At 65.3% G+C, this 14,398-nt stretch carries 14 protein-coding genes; 9 read left to right on the top strand and 5 right to left on the bottom strand.

All coding sequences use genetic code 11. From position 1 onward, the window contains the following. Nucleotides 1–161 precede the first annotated feature (161 nt). Nucleotides 162–1,256, top strand: a complete 1,095-nt coding sequence (locus AC1DU8_RS16635) for a patatin-like phospholipase family protein (protein WP_457279585.1) — start codon at nucleotides 162–164, stop codon at nucleotides 1,254–1,256. A gap of 429 nt (nucleotides 1,257–1,685) precedes the next feature. On the opposite strand, the gene AC1DU8_RS16630 is transcribed toward AC1DU8_RS16635, so the two are convergent. Continuing rightward, nucleotides 1,686–2,342, bottom strand: coding sequence for a Smr/MutS family protein (locus AC1DU8_RS16630; protein ID WP_457279584.1), 657 nt, complete (start codon nucleotides 2,340–2,342; stop codon nucleotides 1,686–1,688). Between the two features lie 9 nt (nucleotides 2,343–2,351). Beyond that, complete coding sequence (gene radC, locus AC1DU8_RS16625; RefSeq protein ID WP_477666118.1) at nucleotides 2,352–3,026, bottom strand: RadC family protein; 675 nt, start codon at nucleotides 3,024–3,026, stop codon at nucleotides 2,352–2,354. A gap of 323 nt (nucleotides 3,027–3,349) precedes the next feature. On the opposite strand from radC, the gene AC1DU8_RS16620 reads away from it, so the two are divergent. The 6 genes from AC1DU8_RS16620 to AC1DU8_RS16595 all read left to right on the top strand — a co-directional run bounded on the left by AC1DU8_RS16620 (nucleotide 3,350) and on the right by AC1DU8_RS16595 (nucleotide 10,253). Then, nucleotides 3,350–4,972 (top strand): ABC transporter substrate-binding protein, encoded by a 1,623-nt coding sequence (locus tag AC1DU8_RS16620; RefSeq protein WP_477702592.1) that lies wholly within the window; start codon nucleotides 3,350–3,352, stop codon nucleotides 4,970–4,972. Nucleotides 4,973–5,091: 119 nt separating this feature from the next. Further along, complete coding sequence (locus tag AC1DU8_RS16615; protein WP_457279581.1) at nucleotides 5,092–6,045, top strand: ABC transporter permease; 954 nt, start codon at nucleotides 5,092–5,094, stop codon at nucleotides 6,043–6,045. 2 nt (nucleotides 6,046–6,047) lie between these two features. Then, nucleotides 6,048–6,968: an ABC transporter permease gene (locus AC1DU8_RS16610; RefSeq protein WP_457279580.1), complete on the top strand. Its 921-nt coding sequence runs from the start codon at nucleotides 6,048–6,050 to the stop codon at nucleotides 6,966–6,968. A gap of 4 nt (nucleotides 6,969–6,972) precedes the next feature. Continuing rightward, nucleotides 6,973–8,010, top strand: coding sequence for an ABC transporter ATP-binding protein (locus AC1DU8_RS16605; protein WP_457279579.1), 1,038 nt, complete (start codon nucleotides 6,973–6,975; stop codon nucleotides 8,008–8,010). Between the two features lie 58 nt (nucleotides 8,011–8,068). Then, a complete protein-coding gene (locus AC1DU8_RS16600) occupies nucleotides 8,069–9,058 on the top strand; it encodes an ABC transporter ATP-binding protein (RefSeq protein WP_477666386.1) in 990 nt (329 codons plus the stop codon). 16 nt (nucleotides 9,059–9,074) lie between these two features. Beyond that, complete coding sequence (locus AC1DU8_RS16595; RefSeq protein ID WP_477726997.1) at nucleotides 9,075–10,253, top strand: amidase; 1,179 nt, start codon at nucleotides 9,075–9,077, stop codon at nucleotides 10,251–10,253. Between the two features lie 94 nt (nucleotides 10,254–10,347). On the opposite strand, the gene AC1DU8_RS16590 is transcribed toward AC1DU8_RS16595, so the two are convergent. From AC1DU8_RS16590 to AC1DU8_RS16580, 3 genes are read right to left on the bottom strand one after another with little or no spacing between them, the layout of a single operon-like run. Next, complete coding sequence (locus AC1DU8_RS16590; protein WP_457279577.1) at nucleotides 10,348–10,833, bottom strand: metallophosphoesterase family protein; 486 nt, start codon at nucleotides 10,831–10,833, stop codon at nucleotides 10,348–10,350. A 57-nt stretch (nucleotides 10,834–10,890) separates the two neighbouring features. Beyond that, on the bottom strand, nucleotides 10,891–11,388 hold the full coding sequence (locus AC1DU8_RS16585; RefSeq protein WP_457279576.1) for an ureidoglycolate lyase: 498 nt from the start codon (nucleotides 11,386–11,388) through the stop codon (nucleotides 10,891–10,893). Continuing rightward, a complete protein-coding gene (locus AC1DU8_RS16580) occupies nucleotides 11,385–12,689 on the bottom strand; it encodes a Zn-dependent hydrolase (RefSeq protein WP_457279575.1) in 1,305 nt (434 codons plus the stop codon). The genes AC1DU8_RS16585 and AC1DU8_RS16580 overlap by 4 nt, the downstream gene beginning before the upstream one ends. A 223-nt stretch (nucleotides 12,690–12,912) precedes the next feature. On the opposite strand from AC1DU8_RS16580, the gene AC1DU8_RS16575 reads away from it, so the two are divergent. Together AC1DU8_RS16575 and ispH are read left to right on the top strand one after the other, a co-directional pair. Continuing rightward, a complete protein-coding gene (locus AC1DU8_RS16575; RefSeq protein WP_477689988.1) occupies nucleotides 12,913–13,401 on the top strand; it encodes an FKBP-type peptidyl-prolyl cis-trans isomerase in 489 nt (162 codons plus the stop codon). After that, nucleotides 13,398–14,396: a 4-hydroxy-3-methylbut-2-enyl diphosphate reductase gene (ispH, locus tag AC1DU8_RS16570; RefSeq protein WP_477666122.1), complete on the top strand. Its 999-nt coding sequence runs from the start codon at nucleotides 13,398–13,400 to the stop codon at nucleotides 14,394–14,396. Before AC1DU8_RS16575 ends, ispH begins: the two co-directional genes overlap by 4 nt. Nucleotides 14,397–14,398: the final 2 nt, after the last annotated feature.

Genomic DNA, 14,398 nt, shown 5'->3' with positions numbered 1-14,398 from the left:
ACCAGCGGGCCGACTTGGACTCGCCGCAGGACTTGAGGCGGCAGGCATAGGAGAATCGGGGCCTGCTACCCATCCACGGCAAATAACATGCAACATGGCTTCTCCACAGCGATCACTGCGCATCGCCCGCTTCCTCTATATGTGCGCTGCAAGGCTGCGGCATGAAGCCGGTCTACCTGGCCCTTTCGGGCGGCGGCACGCGCGCCATGGTGTTTCACTGCGGCGTGCTGAGCTTCCTGGCGGAACACCAGGCGCTGGAGCGGGTCAGCAAGGTATCTACTGTTTCGGGCGGCAGCCTGCTGGTGGGCCTCTTGCTGCAGCTCAACGCGATGCGCTGGCCCGGCAGCAATGAATGCCTGGAGGTGCTGCTGCCGCGCGTGAAAACACTGCTGACCACCACAGACCTGCAGAACGCCGCCATGCGCGCCATGCTGCACCCGCGCAACTGGCGCTTTGCGCTGTCGCGTGCCAACGTGCTGGCATCGGCCATCGGCAGCACATGGGGCATCAACGCATTGATGGAAGATATTCCTGCTTCGCCGACCTGGGTGGTGAACGCTACCACCGCTGAAACCGGCAAACGCGCCAGCATCGAAGGCGACGCGCTGCGCGACTGGATGCTGGGCTCCACGCGCCTTAAGAAATTGCCGCTGCGTGACGCGATGGCCGTGTCGGCGGCTTTTCCGGGCTTGATCGGCCCTTATGTCCTGCCGACCGACAGCTTTGACTGGAAGCTGCCGATGTTCGCCTCCGGCGACGATGCCCGGCCTGCCGAAGACCGCTTTGCCCGCATCCACCTCTACGACGGCGGTGTGTACGACAACCTCGGGCTGGAGCCGTTCTTTGACGCCGGCTTTGGCCCCAAGCCCAAAATCGACGGCGTGATCATCGCGTCCGACGCAGGCGCGCCCTTGCCGGTGGGTTTTGCGATGGGCCCCCTCAGCATCTTTCGTCTCAAGCACGTGGCCGACATCATGTCCGACCAGGTCCGCGCGCTGCGCGCCAGGGGGCTCATGGCCTACGCCGCGCGCGAGCCGGGTCGCGCCGCCTACCTGCGCATAGGCGCTACCGCCCGGGAGGTCGCCGAACGCGCCGGCGCCGACTGCCCGGCCGGCGAATGGCTGGACGCAAACAGCGTCAGGGCGGCCGCTGCCTACCCCACCTCACTGAAGAAAGTGCCGCTGCCGATGTATGAGCTTGTGTTCAGGCACGGTTATGAATGCGCCGCGGCTGGACGAGCGGGGTTCGGGCTTTGAACGGCTGGCGGCTGAACCGGGACTGGTTCGAGTATCTGACTTGCTATCAAAAATATAGCTGCTCGCGCAGATCCTGATTCGGATACAGACACTTTTTGTTTGTAAAAAGTGCCTTTTCGCGGCGTCAAACCGGGTTTTTGGTGTCCGCCAAGTAAAAAAAGCAGCCCCTCGAGGCCTTTTGGGGTGGATTTCAGACATCAAATACGCCTCCCACCCAATCACATCTTGCGCGAGAAGCTATTGAATTGATAGCGCTTGGGATGCCTGCGGAATCTGTCCAGCAGGTGCCGCGGGACCGGCTTTGCCGGACCGCAGGCGCCGTCCCCTGCAAGGGGAAAAGGCACTACACGTAGTGAGTGTCGATAGGGGTGTACTCAGTCTTTCAAGGGGAGATGGCGCTACACGCAGTGAGCGCCGACAGGGGTGTGCCTAGCCAGCTTCAAGCAACACCACCAGCGCCCCGGCGCCGCCCTCGGCCGGCCGCGCCTGCACAAATGCCAGCACCTCCTGCTTCTGGATCAGCCAGCTTTGCACCTTGCCTTTGAGCACCGGCGTCTTGCCGGGAGACCCCAGGCCTTTGCCATGCACCACGCGCACGCAGCGCCAGCCGACCTTGTGTGCGTCCTTGATGAAGTGAGCCAATGCTTCGCGCGCATCCTCGCGGCGCAGGCCGTGCAGGTCAAGCTGGCCCTGGATGCTCCAGCCGCCGCGGCGCAGCTTGCGCACCACGTCAGGCCCCATGCCGGGCCGCCGAAAGCTCAGCGCTTCATCCGTGTCCAGCAGTGTTTCCACGTCGAACTCGTCCGAGATCGCTTCTCGCATCACCGCAAGTTCATCGCGTTGCTGCTGCACCGGGATGGGCGCTGCCTGCGCCACCGGCAACGCCGCCTTGTGGCCCGGCAGGTGTTTGGCCGGCAGGGCCTTGACGGGGCCGACCGCGCGCGAGAAGAGTTCTTTCTCGGCTTTGGCCCTGGCGGCTGCTGCCACGCGCGCGGCTTCCTGTTCTTTCTCAAGCTTCGCGCGGGCTTCGATGTCCCGCTTGACGGCCTTGAGGTCCTGCAAGCTTTTGAGTGCGGGCGCTTTCATGGTTGCACCTTACAGCAAGCCCAGCTCAGCCATCGACACCGCCTGGGAACTTGTCACCACAAAATGGTCCAGCACACGCACATCGACCAGCGCGAGGGCTGACTTGAGCGTTTGCGTCAGCGCCTCGTCGGCGCGTGAAGGTCTGGCGGTGCCGCTGGGGTGGTTGTGGGCCAGCACCACACTGGCGGCGTTGAGCGCCAGGGCGCGCACCACTACCTCGCGCGGGTAGACGGACGTTTGTGTCAGCGTTCCGCGAAACAGCTCTTCGAGAACGATCAGCCGGTGCTGGCTGTCGAGGAACAGCACCGCAAAAATCTCGTGCGGCCGGCTGCCCAGCTGCAGCTGCAAATAGTCGCGCACGGCCTGCGGCGTGTCAAAGAGCGTTTTTTCACGGAGCTTTTCGGCAAGCGCCCGCCGGGAAAGTTCCAGCACCGCGACCAGTTCGGCGCGTTTGGCCGGGCCCAGACCCTTGATGCTTTTGAGCGCTTCGGGGCCGGTGTGCAGCAGCCCGGCCACGCCGCCAAAGGTGTCGACCAGCTCCTGCCCCATCTGCAGCGCATTCTTGCCGGGCAGGCCGGTGCGCAGCAGCAGGGCCAGCAGCTCGGCATCGCTGAGCGCGCCGGGGCCGCGGGCCAGCAGTTTTTCGCGGGGGCGGGCGTCCTCTGGGAGGTCTTTGAGAAGCATGGAAGAAAAAGCCGGTGAAAGGGGTGAGGGGAAAGAACCACCAAAAGCAGTGCGGACCCGGACGGGTTCCCTTGCTCTGGACGGGAACAGTTTACAAACAGTTGCCGTCCCCCCACGAATGCCATGCCACGCGAGACGGTTCGCGAGATTTTGAAGCGATGCACCAAGGCAGTGACGCATGCACTGCGGCGGAGCTCACCTTGCAAGCATCGGCGCTGAAACCATTGGCATATTCCTTGCGGGCATATCCTTATTTACAGGAGTGCTCCATGAAAGTTATCGGGTCCCGTCTGTCTCTGATCTGGCTGCGCGCGCCGGTGTCCATGGCCCTGCTTGCCGCCGCCTCGCTGGCTGCCACCGGCCTGCATGCACAGGAAAAAGTACTGCGCATCGCCATGACGGCGGCCGACATTCCGCGCACCTTGGGCCAGCCCGACCAGGGCTTTGAAGGCAACCGTTTTACCGGCATCCCGATTTACGATTCGCTGACCCAATGGGATCTCTCGAAGGCCGACGCGCCGAGCGTGCTGATTCCCGCGCTTGCCACTTCCTGGGCCGTGGATGCCAAGGACAAGACCAAGTGGGTCTTCAAGCTGCGCCCCGGCGTCAAGTTCCACGACGGTTCAGCCTTTAATGCCGATGCCGTGATCTGGAACGTGCAGAAGGTGCTCGATAAGGACGCCCCGCAGTTCGACCCCAGCCAGGTCGGTGTGACCGCTTCGCGCATGCCGACCCTGCGCACCGCCCGCAAGATCGACGACATGACGGTCGAACTCACCACGAGCGAGGCCGACTCCTTCCTGCCGATCAACCTCACGAATCTGTTCATGGCCTCGCCGGCGCATTGGTCCGCCAAGCTCGCGGCCGTGCCGGCCGGCGTCACCGTACCCGCTGACCGCGCCAAGGCGGCCTGGACGGCTTTCGCCGCCGATCCGGCCGGCTCTGGCCCCTTCAAGGTCACGCGCTTCGTGGCGCGTGAGCGCCTTGAGCTGGCCGCCAACAAGGCCTACTGGGACGCCAAACGCGTGCCCAGGATCGACAAGGTCGTGATGCTGCCCATGCCCGAAGCCAATGCGCGCACCGCGGCGCTGCTGGGCGGGCAGGTCGACTGGATCGAGGCTCCCGCACCTGATGCGATGGCGCAGATCACGCAGCGCGGCTTCAAGATCTATTCCAACGCCCAGCCGCACGTGTGGCCGTGGCAGCTGTCATTCGCCGAAGGCTCGCCCTGGCTCGACAGGCGCGTGCGCCAGGCGGCCAACCTTTGCGTGGATCGCGGGGGCATCAAGCAACTGCTGGGCGGCATGATGGCCGAACCCAAGGGCACGGTGGCGCCCGGACACCCATGGTGGGGCAACCCCAAGTTCGACATCAAGTACGACGTGAAGGCAGCCCAGGCGCTGATGACGCAGGCGGGTTTTTCGGCCGCCAAGCCGCTCAAGGTCAAGGTGCAGATTTCCGCCTCAGGCTCGGGCCAGATGCAGCCGCTGCCGATGAACGAGTTTGCGCAGCAGTCGCTCAAGCAATGCTTTTTTGACGTGCAGTTCGACGTGATCGAGTGGAACACGCTGTTCACCAACTGGCGCAAGGGCGCGAAAGACCCGTCGGCCAATGGCGCCAATGCGGTCAACATCAGTTTCGCGGCGATGGACCCGTTCTTTGCCATGGTGCGTTTCGTGAGCACCAAGGCCTTCCCGCCGGTGTCCAACAACTGGGGCTACTACGGCAACGCCGATATCGACAAGCTGGTGGCCGATGCGCGTACCAGCTTCGACGAGAAGTCGCGCGACGCCGCGCTGGCCAAGCTGCACGCCCACATCGTGGACGACGCCCCCTTTGTCTGGATTGCGCACGACGTCGGTCCGCGTGCGCTGTCGGCCAGGATCAAGAACGTGGTGCAGCCCAAGAGCTGGTTCATCGACATTGCCACCATGACGATGGACTGATCACGGTGGAAAAGCCCTTTCTCCGCTGAGGAAGGGCTTCTTTTATCGCTCTCGCTTCCTCGTTTTTTCGCTTTCCCGTTCTCTCGTTCCTTATTCGAGCCAGCTTTCAACGCCAGCCCATGCTTGCCTACTTCCTGCGTCGTGTTATCTACGCCTTGCCGATCATGGTCGGCGTGGCACTCGTGTGTTTTCTTCTGGTGCATCTCGCGCCTGGCGATCCGCTGGTGTCCATCCTGCCGCCGGACGCATCGGCCGACCTGCAGGCGCAACTGCGCGAGCTCTATGGCTTTAACCGCTCGCTGCCCGAGCAGTTCGCGATGTGGGTATGGCGCGCCATGCACGGCGACCTGGGCGTGTCGATCGCGAGCAACCGTGCGGTTGCCGGCGAGGTCATGACCGCGGTCGGCAATACGCTGCGCCTGGCGGTGGTGGCCACTTTCATCGGCTTTGTGCTGGGCTGCCTGTTCGGTTTTGTGGCCGGCTACTTCCGCAACTCCTGGGTCGACCGGCTGGCCTCGATGCTGTCGGTGCTGGGCGTGAGTGTGCCGCACTACTGGCTGGGCATGGTGATGGTGATCGTCTTCAGCTCGCAGCTGATGCTGTTGCCGGCCACAGGCGCCGGCCCGGGTGGATCGAGCGACTGGGCCTGGGACTGGGAGCACATCCAGTTCCTGGTCCTGCCGGCGATCACGATGTCGGTGATCCCGATGGGCATCATCGCGCGCACGGTGCGTGCGCTGGTGGCCGACATTCTTGACCAGGAATTCATCGTCGGCCTGCGCGCCAAGGGCCTCACGCACTTCGGCGTGTTCCGCCACATGGTGAAAAACGCCGCCCCCACGGCGCTGGCCGTGATGGGCCTGCAACTGGGTTACCTGCTGGGCGGCTCCATCCTGATCGAGACCGTGTTTTCCTGGCCGGGCACCGGCTTTCTTCTGAACTCCGCCATCTTCCAGCGTGACCTGCCGCTCCTGCAAGGGACGATTCTGGTGCTGGCGCTGTTCTTCGTGGTGCTGAACCTGCTGGTCGATGTGCTGCAAACGTTGCTGGACCCCCGCATCGCCAGGGCATGACCATGAGCACCGTGACCGCCACTTCCAGCGCATCCAGCGCCTCCACTGCTGCCGTCGATGTGAAGCCGCTGCCCATGCAGCGTTCTCGCGGCTACTGGACCTCGGCCATGCTGCGCTTCACGCGCGACCCGGTCGCAATGGCCGCTGCTTTTGTGGTGCTGCTGCTGATCAGCCTGGCGGTGTTCGGCCCATGGCTCGCGCCGGCAGATCCCTACGCCTCGTCAATGCTCAAGCGGCTCAAGCCGATCGGCACCGAAGGCCTGCCGCTGGGCAGTGACGAACTCGGCCGCGACATGCTGTCGCGCCTGATCGTGGGCGCACGGCTCTCGCTTTTCATCGGCATCACGCCCGTGGTCTGTGCCTTTGCCGTCGGCTCGACGATCGGCATCCTGGCCGGCTACGCAGGCGGATTCATCAACACCGCCATCATGCGCACCATCGATGTGTTTTATGCCTTTCCGTCAGTGTTGCTGGCCATTGCACTGTCCGGCGTGCTGGGTGCGGGCATCGTCAACTCCCTGATTTCGCTGACCATCGTGTTTATTCCGCAGATTGCGCGGGTGGCCGAAAGCGTGACCACGCAGGTGCGTAACCGCGACTATGTGGAGGCGGCCAGGGCCTCGGGTGCCGGCCCCTTCACCATTGTGCGGGTGCATGTTCTGGGCAATGTGCTGGGGCCGATTTTTGTTTACGCCACCAGCCTGATCGCGGTCTCCATGATCCTCGCCTCGGGCCTGTCTTTCCTTGGGCTCGGCGTGAAACCGCCGGAGCCGGAGTGGGGCCTGATGCTCAACACGCTGCGCACCGCGATCTATGTGCAGCCCTGGGTCGCGGCACTGCCCGGGGCGATGATCTTCATCACCTCCATCTCATTCAACATCCTGTCCGACGGTCTGCGCTCCGCCATGGACAACAAGGGCTGAAACCATGGACGCAATGAACGACGTCGGAGGCCCCGCGCAGCCCTTGCTCACGATTTCCGGGCTGGTCAAGCACTTCCCGCTCAAGAAGGATCCGCTGGGCCGTGGTGGCGGTGTGGTGCGCGCCGTCGACGGTGTCGATTTCGAAGTGTTCAAAGGTGAGACGCTGGGGGTTGTCGGCGAGTCAGGCTGCGGCAAGTCGACCACGGCGCGGTTGTTGATGCAGCTGATCGCGCCTACCGGCGGCGAGGTTGTCTTCGACGGGCGAACCGTCGGCGGCCGCGACCTGCCGCTCAAGGAGTTCAGGCGCCAGGTGCAGATGGTCTTCCAGGACAGCTACGCTTCGCTTAACCCGCGGCTCACGATCGAAGACTCGATTGCCTTCGGCCCGCAGGTGCACAACGTGCCCAGGCGCGAGGCGATTGCGCGCGCACGCGACCTGCTGGCGCGCGTGGGCCTGGAGCCGCAGCGTTTTGCCGAGCGCTACCCGCACGAGTTGTCGGGCGGGCAGCGCCAGCGCGTCAATATTGCGCGTGCGCTGGCGCTGCAGCCGCGCATGGTGATTCTTGATGAAGCGGTGTCGGCGCTCGACAAATCGGTCGAGGCGCAGGTCATCAACCTGCTGCTCGACCTGAAGGCCGAGTTCGGCCTGACCTATGTCTTTATCAGCCACGATCTCAATGTGGTGCGCTACGTGAGCGACCGCGTGATGGTGATGTACCTTGGCCAGGTTGCCGAAATCGGCCCGGCCGATGCACTGTACGACGCGCCGGCCCATCCCTACACACGCGCGCTGCTGTCGTCGATGCCCTCAATGGACCCGGACCACCGCACCGAAGAAGCGGCGCTGGCCGGTGACCCGCCGAACCCGATCAACCCGCCCTCGGGCTGCCGCTTTCACCCGCGCTGTGCACTGGCCGCGCCGGTGTGCAGCCAGGTGGTGCCGGCGCGCATCGCCACCGGCGCACAGCACGCCGTGAGTTGCCTGATCCACGAACCCGGCAGCGGACACCCGGATGCTGCACCGCTGGCCAGGGCGGCGTGACCCCATGACTGCGAACGCCTCTTCTTCCTCTTCCTCGTTTCCTTCCTCTTGCGAGCCGATGGTTCGCCTGAAGGACCTCAGCGTGACATTCAGCGGCGGGCGCAAGCCCGTGCAGGCCGTGAGCGGCGTGAGCCTGGAGGTGCAGCGCGGCGAGGTGGTTGCGCTGATCGGCGAATCCGGTTCTGGCAAGAGCGTGACCATGCGCACCCTGCTGCGCCTGCACCCCGAGCGCCGCACCCGCATGGGCGGCCAGGTGCAGGTGGCCGGGCGTGATGTGCTCGCCATGTCAACCGGCGAGCTCGACGACTTCCGCGGCAAGGTCGCCTCGATGATCTTCCAGGAGCCGCTGCTGGCGCTGGACCCGGTCTATTCGGTGGGGGCCCAGATCATGGAGTCGATACGCCGGCATGAGCGTGTGGGCAAGGCTGAAGCGCACCAGCGCGCGCTGGCGCTGTTCGAGCGCGTGCGCATCCCCAGCCCCGAGCGGCGCCTTGCGGCCTATCCGCACGAGATGTCGGGCGGCATGCGCCAGCGCGCGATGATCGCGCTGGCGCTGGCCTGCAAGCCGCAGCTCCTGCTGGCCGACGAGCCGACCACCGCGCTCGACGCGACCGTGCAGATCCAGATTTTGCTGCTGCTGCGCGAGCTGCAGCGTGACCTGGGCCTGTCGGTGATCTTCGTGACGCACGATATCGGCGCGGCCGTCGAGGTGGCCGACCGCATCGCCGTGATGTACGCGGGCCGCATCGTCGAAGAAGGCACGGCGCGCGAGCTGATCCGCTCACCGCGCCATCCCTACACGATCGCGCTGCTCAAGAGCCGGGCGCACGGCGCGCTGGCACGTGGCACCCGGCTGGAAACCATAGGCGGCGCGCCGCCCGACCTGTCGGCGCTGCCGCCCGGCTGTGCCTTTGCCGAGCGCTGCGCACTGGCCACTGAGGCCTGCCGCGCCGCGCAGCCGCCGGTGGTCGAGCTGGCGCCGAACCACCGTGCACGCTGCATCCACACCGATGCCGCCGCGGCGATTGCGCCCACCCTGGTCGCCTGATCACCGCCTTCACGTTATGCCCCTGCACGACCCCGTCCACGCCTTCGTTCCCTATCCCGACGCTCCGGTGCCGCGCGCTGCCACCGGCCCGCTGTCGGATTTCAGCTTCGGCGTGAAGGACCTGTTCGATGTGGCGGGCTATCCCACAGGTGGCGGCAGCCCTTTTGTGCTGGCGATGTCCGGCATCAAGACGCGTACCGCGCCCACCGTGCAGCGGCTGCTCGATGCAGGCGCGCGGTTTTCCGGCAAGACGGTCACGGATGAGCTGGCCTTTTCGATGAACGGCAATAACGCGCACTTCGGCGCCCCCATCAACGGCGCCGCCAAAGACCGCATCACCGGCGGCAGTTCATCAGGCTCGGCCTCGGCTGTGTCTTCGGGCCTGTGCGATTTCGCGCTGGGCACGGACACCGGCGGCTCCGTGCGGGCGCCGGCCAATCACTGCGGGCTGTATGGGCTGCGCCCAACGCATGGCCGCATCAGCCTGGAGGGCGCGCTGGACCTGGCGCCCAGCCTGGACACCTGCGGCTGGTTCGCGCGGGATATTCACACCTTCGCACGGGTGGCCGACGTGTTGCTTGGCCCCGATGCCGCCGCGCTGCCAGGTCGCGTGCGGCTGCTGCATCCTGAAGACGTGTGGTCGCTGGCCGTGCCGGCGGCGGCCGTTGCGTTGCAGGGCGCCGTCGAACGGGTGCAGGGCGTGCTCGGCACTGCGCAGGGCACCACCGTGGCGCTGGAGTCCTTCGATGCGATGTACTGGAATTTCCGGTACGTACAGGCGCACGAGGCCTGGCTGACCGACGGGCCGCTGATTGAGCGCTACGCGCCGCCGCTGGGGCCGGGCGTGGCCGAGCGCTTTGCCTGGTCGCGTGATGTGACGGATGCGCAGGTCAGCGCGGGCCGTGCTTTTCGCGCGGCCTTTCGCAGCCACCTGGCCGCGCTGCTTGGCAGCGACGGCGTATTGCTGATGCCGACCATGCCCGACATTGCGCCGTTGCGCAGCGAAGGCGAGGCCGGGCTGGAGGACTACCGCAACCGCGCCATCCGGCTGCTGTGCATCGCCGGCCTGAGCGGTTTTCCGCAGCTGTCGATGCCTCTGGCCCAGCGTGAGGGCGCCCCACTGGGCCTGTCACTGCTCGGGCCGGCGGGCTCGGACCGGGCGCTGGTGGCACTGGCGCAGCACATTGAGGCTTGATGCCGAATATTTTTGATTTTCTTAAGAAGAATCAGCCCCCAGACCATGTAGAACATGCGCGACCAGCTATTGATTTGATAGCTAAAGGGCGCCTTCAGTCTGTCTCGACGGCCTGAATCTCTGCCTGAATCTTTTCTATGCGCGGGTTGATGGCAGGGCCGTCGATCTGGAGTTCGGCAAGGGTGATCGGGAGCCTGAAGCGGCGCGGACCGGCACTGCCGGGATTCACGAACAACACGCCTTCGCGCTCCTCGATCAGGGGCTGGTGCGAATGGCCCGACACGACCACCTGCACACCCGCTGCGGCCGGGTCGATGTCCAGCTCTGCAAGATCGTGGATCACATGGATCGTGACTTCGCCGATGTTCAGCCATGTCGAGACGGGCAGGGCGTCGGCCCAGGCGCCCCGGTCATTGTTGCCGCGCACCGCCGTCACCGGCGCCAGCGTTGCCAGCGCTTCGAGGACGCCCGGCTCGCAGATATCCCCGGCATGGATGATGTGATCGCATCCGCGCAGGAACGCGAGGGCTTCCGGCCTCAGGAGGCCATGGGTGTCGGAGATCAATCCAATGCGAACCACAGGCCGGGTTCCTTCAGGCAGTTGCGTAGTTCATGCAGCTTATGCAGTTCAAGCGGTTCATGCAAGCGCTGCAACCGTCACGGGTTGTTGCAGCCGGCAGGTGCCACAGTCGACGGCTGCCGCGGCGCGCTCAAGCACCACAAAATCGCCTGCGTCTACCGCCAGCAAGGCGTGGTGCCAGGTGCCGGGCGCAAGCGCCACGCCCTGGCAGCCGTCGGTGATGAAGGCGGCCAGCGTATCGCCAGAAGGCGGCGCGCCGGCCGGCGCCACCACGATGACAAAGCGGCGCTCGCCCAGTGGCACAAAAGTCTGGCTGCCCAGCGCATGGCACTCCATTTCATCGACTGCATGGGGAAAGCGCCGCGCCTGTGCGCGAAATATCGCCAGCATCGGCCGCCCTCCGTCTGCATCAAGCTGCAGGTCGCCGATCAGGTCGAAGCGCTCGGATGTCCCGCCGTTAATGGCGTGGCCTTCGGCGCCGGCCGGCACCTGCACCACGGTGCCGTAGGGCGCAAATGCGTCTGGCGTCAGCGGCTGCGGCGCGAGTACCTTCATGCTGCGGCCACACCCGCCTGGTCGAGCATCGCGTGCAGCAGCACGTTGGCGCCGGCTGCCAGGTGTTCCGGCTTGGCGTCTTCGATCTCGTTGTGCGAGATGCCGTCTTTGCAGGGGACAAAAATCATGGCGGCCGGCGCGGTGCGGGCGACGTACACGGCGTCGTGGCCGGCACCGCTCACGATGTCCAGGTGGGCCAGGCCCATGCGCTTCGCGCCTTCGCGCACGGCAGCCACCAGCGGCTCGGCGAAGCGTGCCGGCGGGTAGTACACGGTCTGCTCAATCCCGACCGTGAGGCCGCCTGACTGGCTGAGTGCGGCGCAGGCATGGCGCAAGCGCCCGTCCATGCGGCTCAGGCCTTCGTCGTTGCCGTGGCGGAAGTCCACAGTGAAGGTCACGCGGCCCGGGATCACATTGCGCGAATTGGGATGCACCTGCACATAGCCCACGGTGCCGCGGCCGTCAGGCTGTTCGTCCAATGCGATGCTGCGCACGGCCTGCATGAGGCCGGTGGCGCCCTGCAGGGCATCGCGCCGCAATGTCATCGGGGTGGGGCCGGCATGCGCTTCCTGGCCGGTGACCACCACGTCATACCAGCGCTGGCCAAGCGCACCGGTGACCACACCCAGCGGAATGTCGGCATCTTCGAGCACCGGTCCCTGTTCGATGTGGGCCTCAAAATAGGCGCCGAAGCGCGGTGCACCGTCGTTCACCGCAGCGGGCGCCGTGCCGTCAAACCCGATGGCCTGGAGTGCCTCGCCGACGCGGATACCGTCGCGGTCGGCGGCCTCAAGCGCTGACTGCAGGGTGAAAGCGCCGGCGTAGACACCCGAGCCCATCATCACCGGCACGAAACGCGAGCCTTCCTCGTTGGTCCAGACGCAGACTTCCAGCGGCGCGACGGTGCGTATGCCCGCGTCGTTGAGCGTGCGCAGCACTTCCAGCCCGGCCAGTACACCGTAGTTCCCGTCGAACTTGCCGCCGGTAGGCTGGGTGTCGATATGGCTGCCGGTGGCAACGGCAGGAAGCGAAGGGTCCTGCCCCTCGCGGCGCGCGAACAGGTTGCCGATGGCATCCACGCGCAGCGTGCAGCCTGCTTCGGTTGCCCAGCGCACGAAGAGCGCGCGCCCCTGGCGGTCAAGCTCGGTCAGGGCCAGCCGGCATACACCGCCTTTTTCTGTCGCCCCCACGGCAGCGAGATCCATGAGTGAGGCCCAGAGGCGCTGCGGGTCAATCCGCAGGTCGTGATCCGGGCCGGCCGGCGGGGCTGGCGTGTGTGGGGATGTGATGGCAGTGTCCATGGAAGTGAGTCAGCAGAAAGCATGCCAGTCATCCGCATCGGGCGCTGGCGAAAACCCCGCCACAAGCGGCAGACTGGCTGCTTGCCGTGGAATTGGGGAACAAACCTCCAAAAACCTCCGGAAAAACCGGTGATCGGCCTGGTCACTCCCGGCTTTCTACAATAGGGGGCTGATCCTCCCTTTACAAACCGTTGCCGGCTGCCCGCCTGGCCCCGAAAGCCCTATGTCCACCGTGGAATCCCCCGAAGCAACCCTTGTCCAGCAAGGCTCGTTCCTGACCCTGCACTACCGCATGGCCGGGCCCTCCGTGGACGGCAAACCGGGCGCGGACATCATCAACACCTTTGACGGCAAGCCCGCCACCCTGAGCCTGGGTACGGGCGAGCTCTCTCCGGCCATTGAGCAGCGGCTGATTGGCCTGCCCGAAGGCACGCGCACAACGTTTGAGTTGCCCGCAGGCGTTGCGTTTGGCGACCGCAACCCGGAGCTGGTGCAGTGGGTGGCGCGCAAGCTGCTCAACGAACTGGGCGACCCGGATGAGAAGTACAAAGTGGGCGATGTGGTGCAGTTTCCCACGCCGGATGGCATGGGCCAGTACGCTGGCGCTGTGCAGCAGGTCAAAGAGGGCGGCGACGCGGTGCAGTTCGACTTCAACCATCCGCTGGCAGGCCAGCCGGTGGTGTTTGAAGTGCAAGTGATTGGGGTGTTATGACTGAATCCAGATTGCTTCCCCAGGAAATCCTTCTCGCGGAACCGAGGGGTTTCTGCGCCGGCGTCGACCGTGCCATCGAAATCGTCGAGCGGGCATTAACGAAATTCGGCAGGCCGATATACGTGCGCCACGAGATCGTGCACAACACCTATGTCGTCAACGACCTCAAGGAAAAAGGCGCGATCTTTATTGAAGAGCTCGACGACGTGCCCCCGGGCGCCACGCTGGTGTTCAGCGCGCACGGCGTGAGCCAGGCCATCCAGAAAGAGGCCGAGCGCCGCGGCTTCCAGATTTTTGACGCCACCTGCCCGCTGGTGACCAAGGTACATGTGGAAGTGGCCAAGCTGCACAAAGAGGGCTACGAGTTCATCATGATCGGCCACAAGGGCCACCCCGAGGTCGAAGGCACCATGGGCCAGCTCGACAGCGGCATCCACCTGGTGGAAGACGTGGCCGACGTGTGGCGCATCAGCCCTGCCCAGACCGAACGCCTGGCAGTCGTCACGCAGACCACGCTGAGCGTGGACGACGCGGCCGAGATCAGTGCGGCGGTAAAGGCGCGCTTTCCGCAAGTGCGCGAACCCAAACACCAGGACATCTGCTACGCCACGCAGAACCGGCAGGACGCCGTCAAGGTGCTGAGCCCGCAGGTGGACATCCTCATCGTGGTCGGCAGCCCGACCAGCTCCAACAGCAACCGCCTGCGCGAGCTGGCCGCCAAGCTGGGCACCGAGGCCTATATGGTGGACGACGCCAGCGAGCTGAAGGAGTCGTGGTTTGAGGGCAAGGGCCGGGTCGGCCTCACGGCAGGTGCTTCGGCGCCCGAAATTCTCGTCAAGCAGGTGATAGACCGCATCAAGGCGCTGGGCGCTGTGTCGGTGCGCAAGATGGAAGGCATTGAGGAGACCATCAAGTTCCCGCTGCCCAAGGGCCTGAAGCTCGATGCGCAGGGCCAGATGCTGGAAGTCAATGACAGCCAGCTGCATCAGCTCTGACC

It is taken from the genome of Polaromonas sp. P3_A5 (assembly GCF_056403055.1).
Note: the sequence above shows the minus strand (reverse complement) of the source record. Positions and strands in the feature narration are given on the sequence as shown.

What these genes read in the sequence shown, in the direction of transcription:
- AC1DU8_RS16605 (WP_457279579.1), top strand. Translation starts at nt 6,973, where the DNA reads ATGGACGCAATGAACGACGTCGGAGGCCCCGCGCAGCCCTTGCTCACG.
- AC1DU8_RS16630 (WP_457279584.1), bottom strand. Translation starts at nt 2,342, where the DNA reads ATGAAAGCGCCCGCACTCAAAAGCTTGCAGGACCTCAAGGCCGTCAAG.
- AC1DU8_RS16585 (WP_457279576.1), bottom strand. Translation starts at nt 11,388, where the DNA reads ATGAAGGTACTCGCGCCGCAGCCGCTGACGCCAGACGCATTTGCGCCC.
- AC1DU8_RS16595 (WP_477726997.1), top strand. Translation starts at nt 9,075, where the DNA reads ATGCCCCTGCACGACCCCGTCCACGCCTTCGTTCCCTATCCCGACGCT.
- AC1DU8_RS16575 (WP_477689988.1), top strand. Translation starts at nt 12,913, where the DNA reads ATGTCCACCGTGGAATCCCCCGAAGCAACCCTTGTCCAGCAAGGCTCG.
- radC (WP_477666118.1), bottom strand. Translation starts at nt 3,026, where the DNA reads ATGCTTCTCAAAGACCTCCCAGAGGACGCCCGCCCCCGCGAAAAACTG.
- AC1DU8_RS16580 (WP_457279575.1), bottom strand. Translation starts at nt 12,689, where the DNA reads ATGGACACTGCCATCACATCCCCACACACGCCAGCCCCGCCGGCCGGC.
- AC1DU8_RS16600 (WP_477666386.1), top strand. Translation starts at nt 8,069, where the DNA reads ATGGTTCGCCTGAAGGACCTCAGCGTGACATTCAGCGGCGGGCGCAAG.
- AC1DU8_RS16635 (WP_457279585.1), top strand. Translation starts at nt 162, where the DNA reads ATGAAGCCGGTCTACCTGGCCCTTTCGGGCGGCGGCACGCGCGCCATG.
- ispH (WP_477666122.1), top strand. Translation starts at nt 13,398, where the DNA reads ATGACTGAATCCAGATTGCTTCCCCAGGAAATCCTTCTCGCGGAACCG.
- AC1DU8_RS16615 (WP_457279581.1), top strand. Translation starts at nt 5,092, where the DNA reads ATGCTTGCCTACTTCCTGCGTCGTGTTATCTACGCCTTGCCGATCATG.
- AC1DU8_RS16620 (WP_477702592.1), top strand. Translation starts at nt 3,350, where the DNA reads ATGGCCCTGCTTGCCGCCGCCTCGCTGGCTGCCACCGGCCTGCATGCA.
- AC1DU8_RS16610 (WP_457279580.1), top strand. Translation starts at nt 6,048, where the DNA reads ATGAGCACCGTGACCGCCACTTCCAGCGCATCCAGCGCCTCCACTGCT.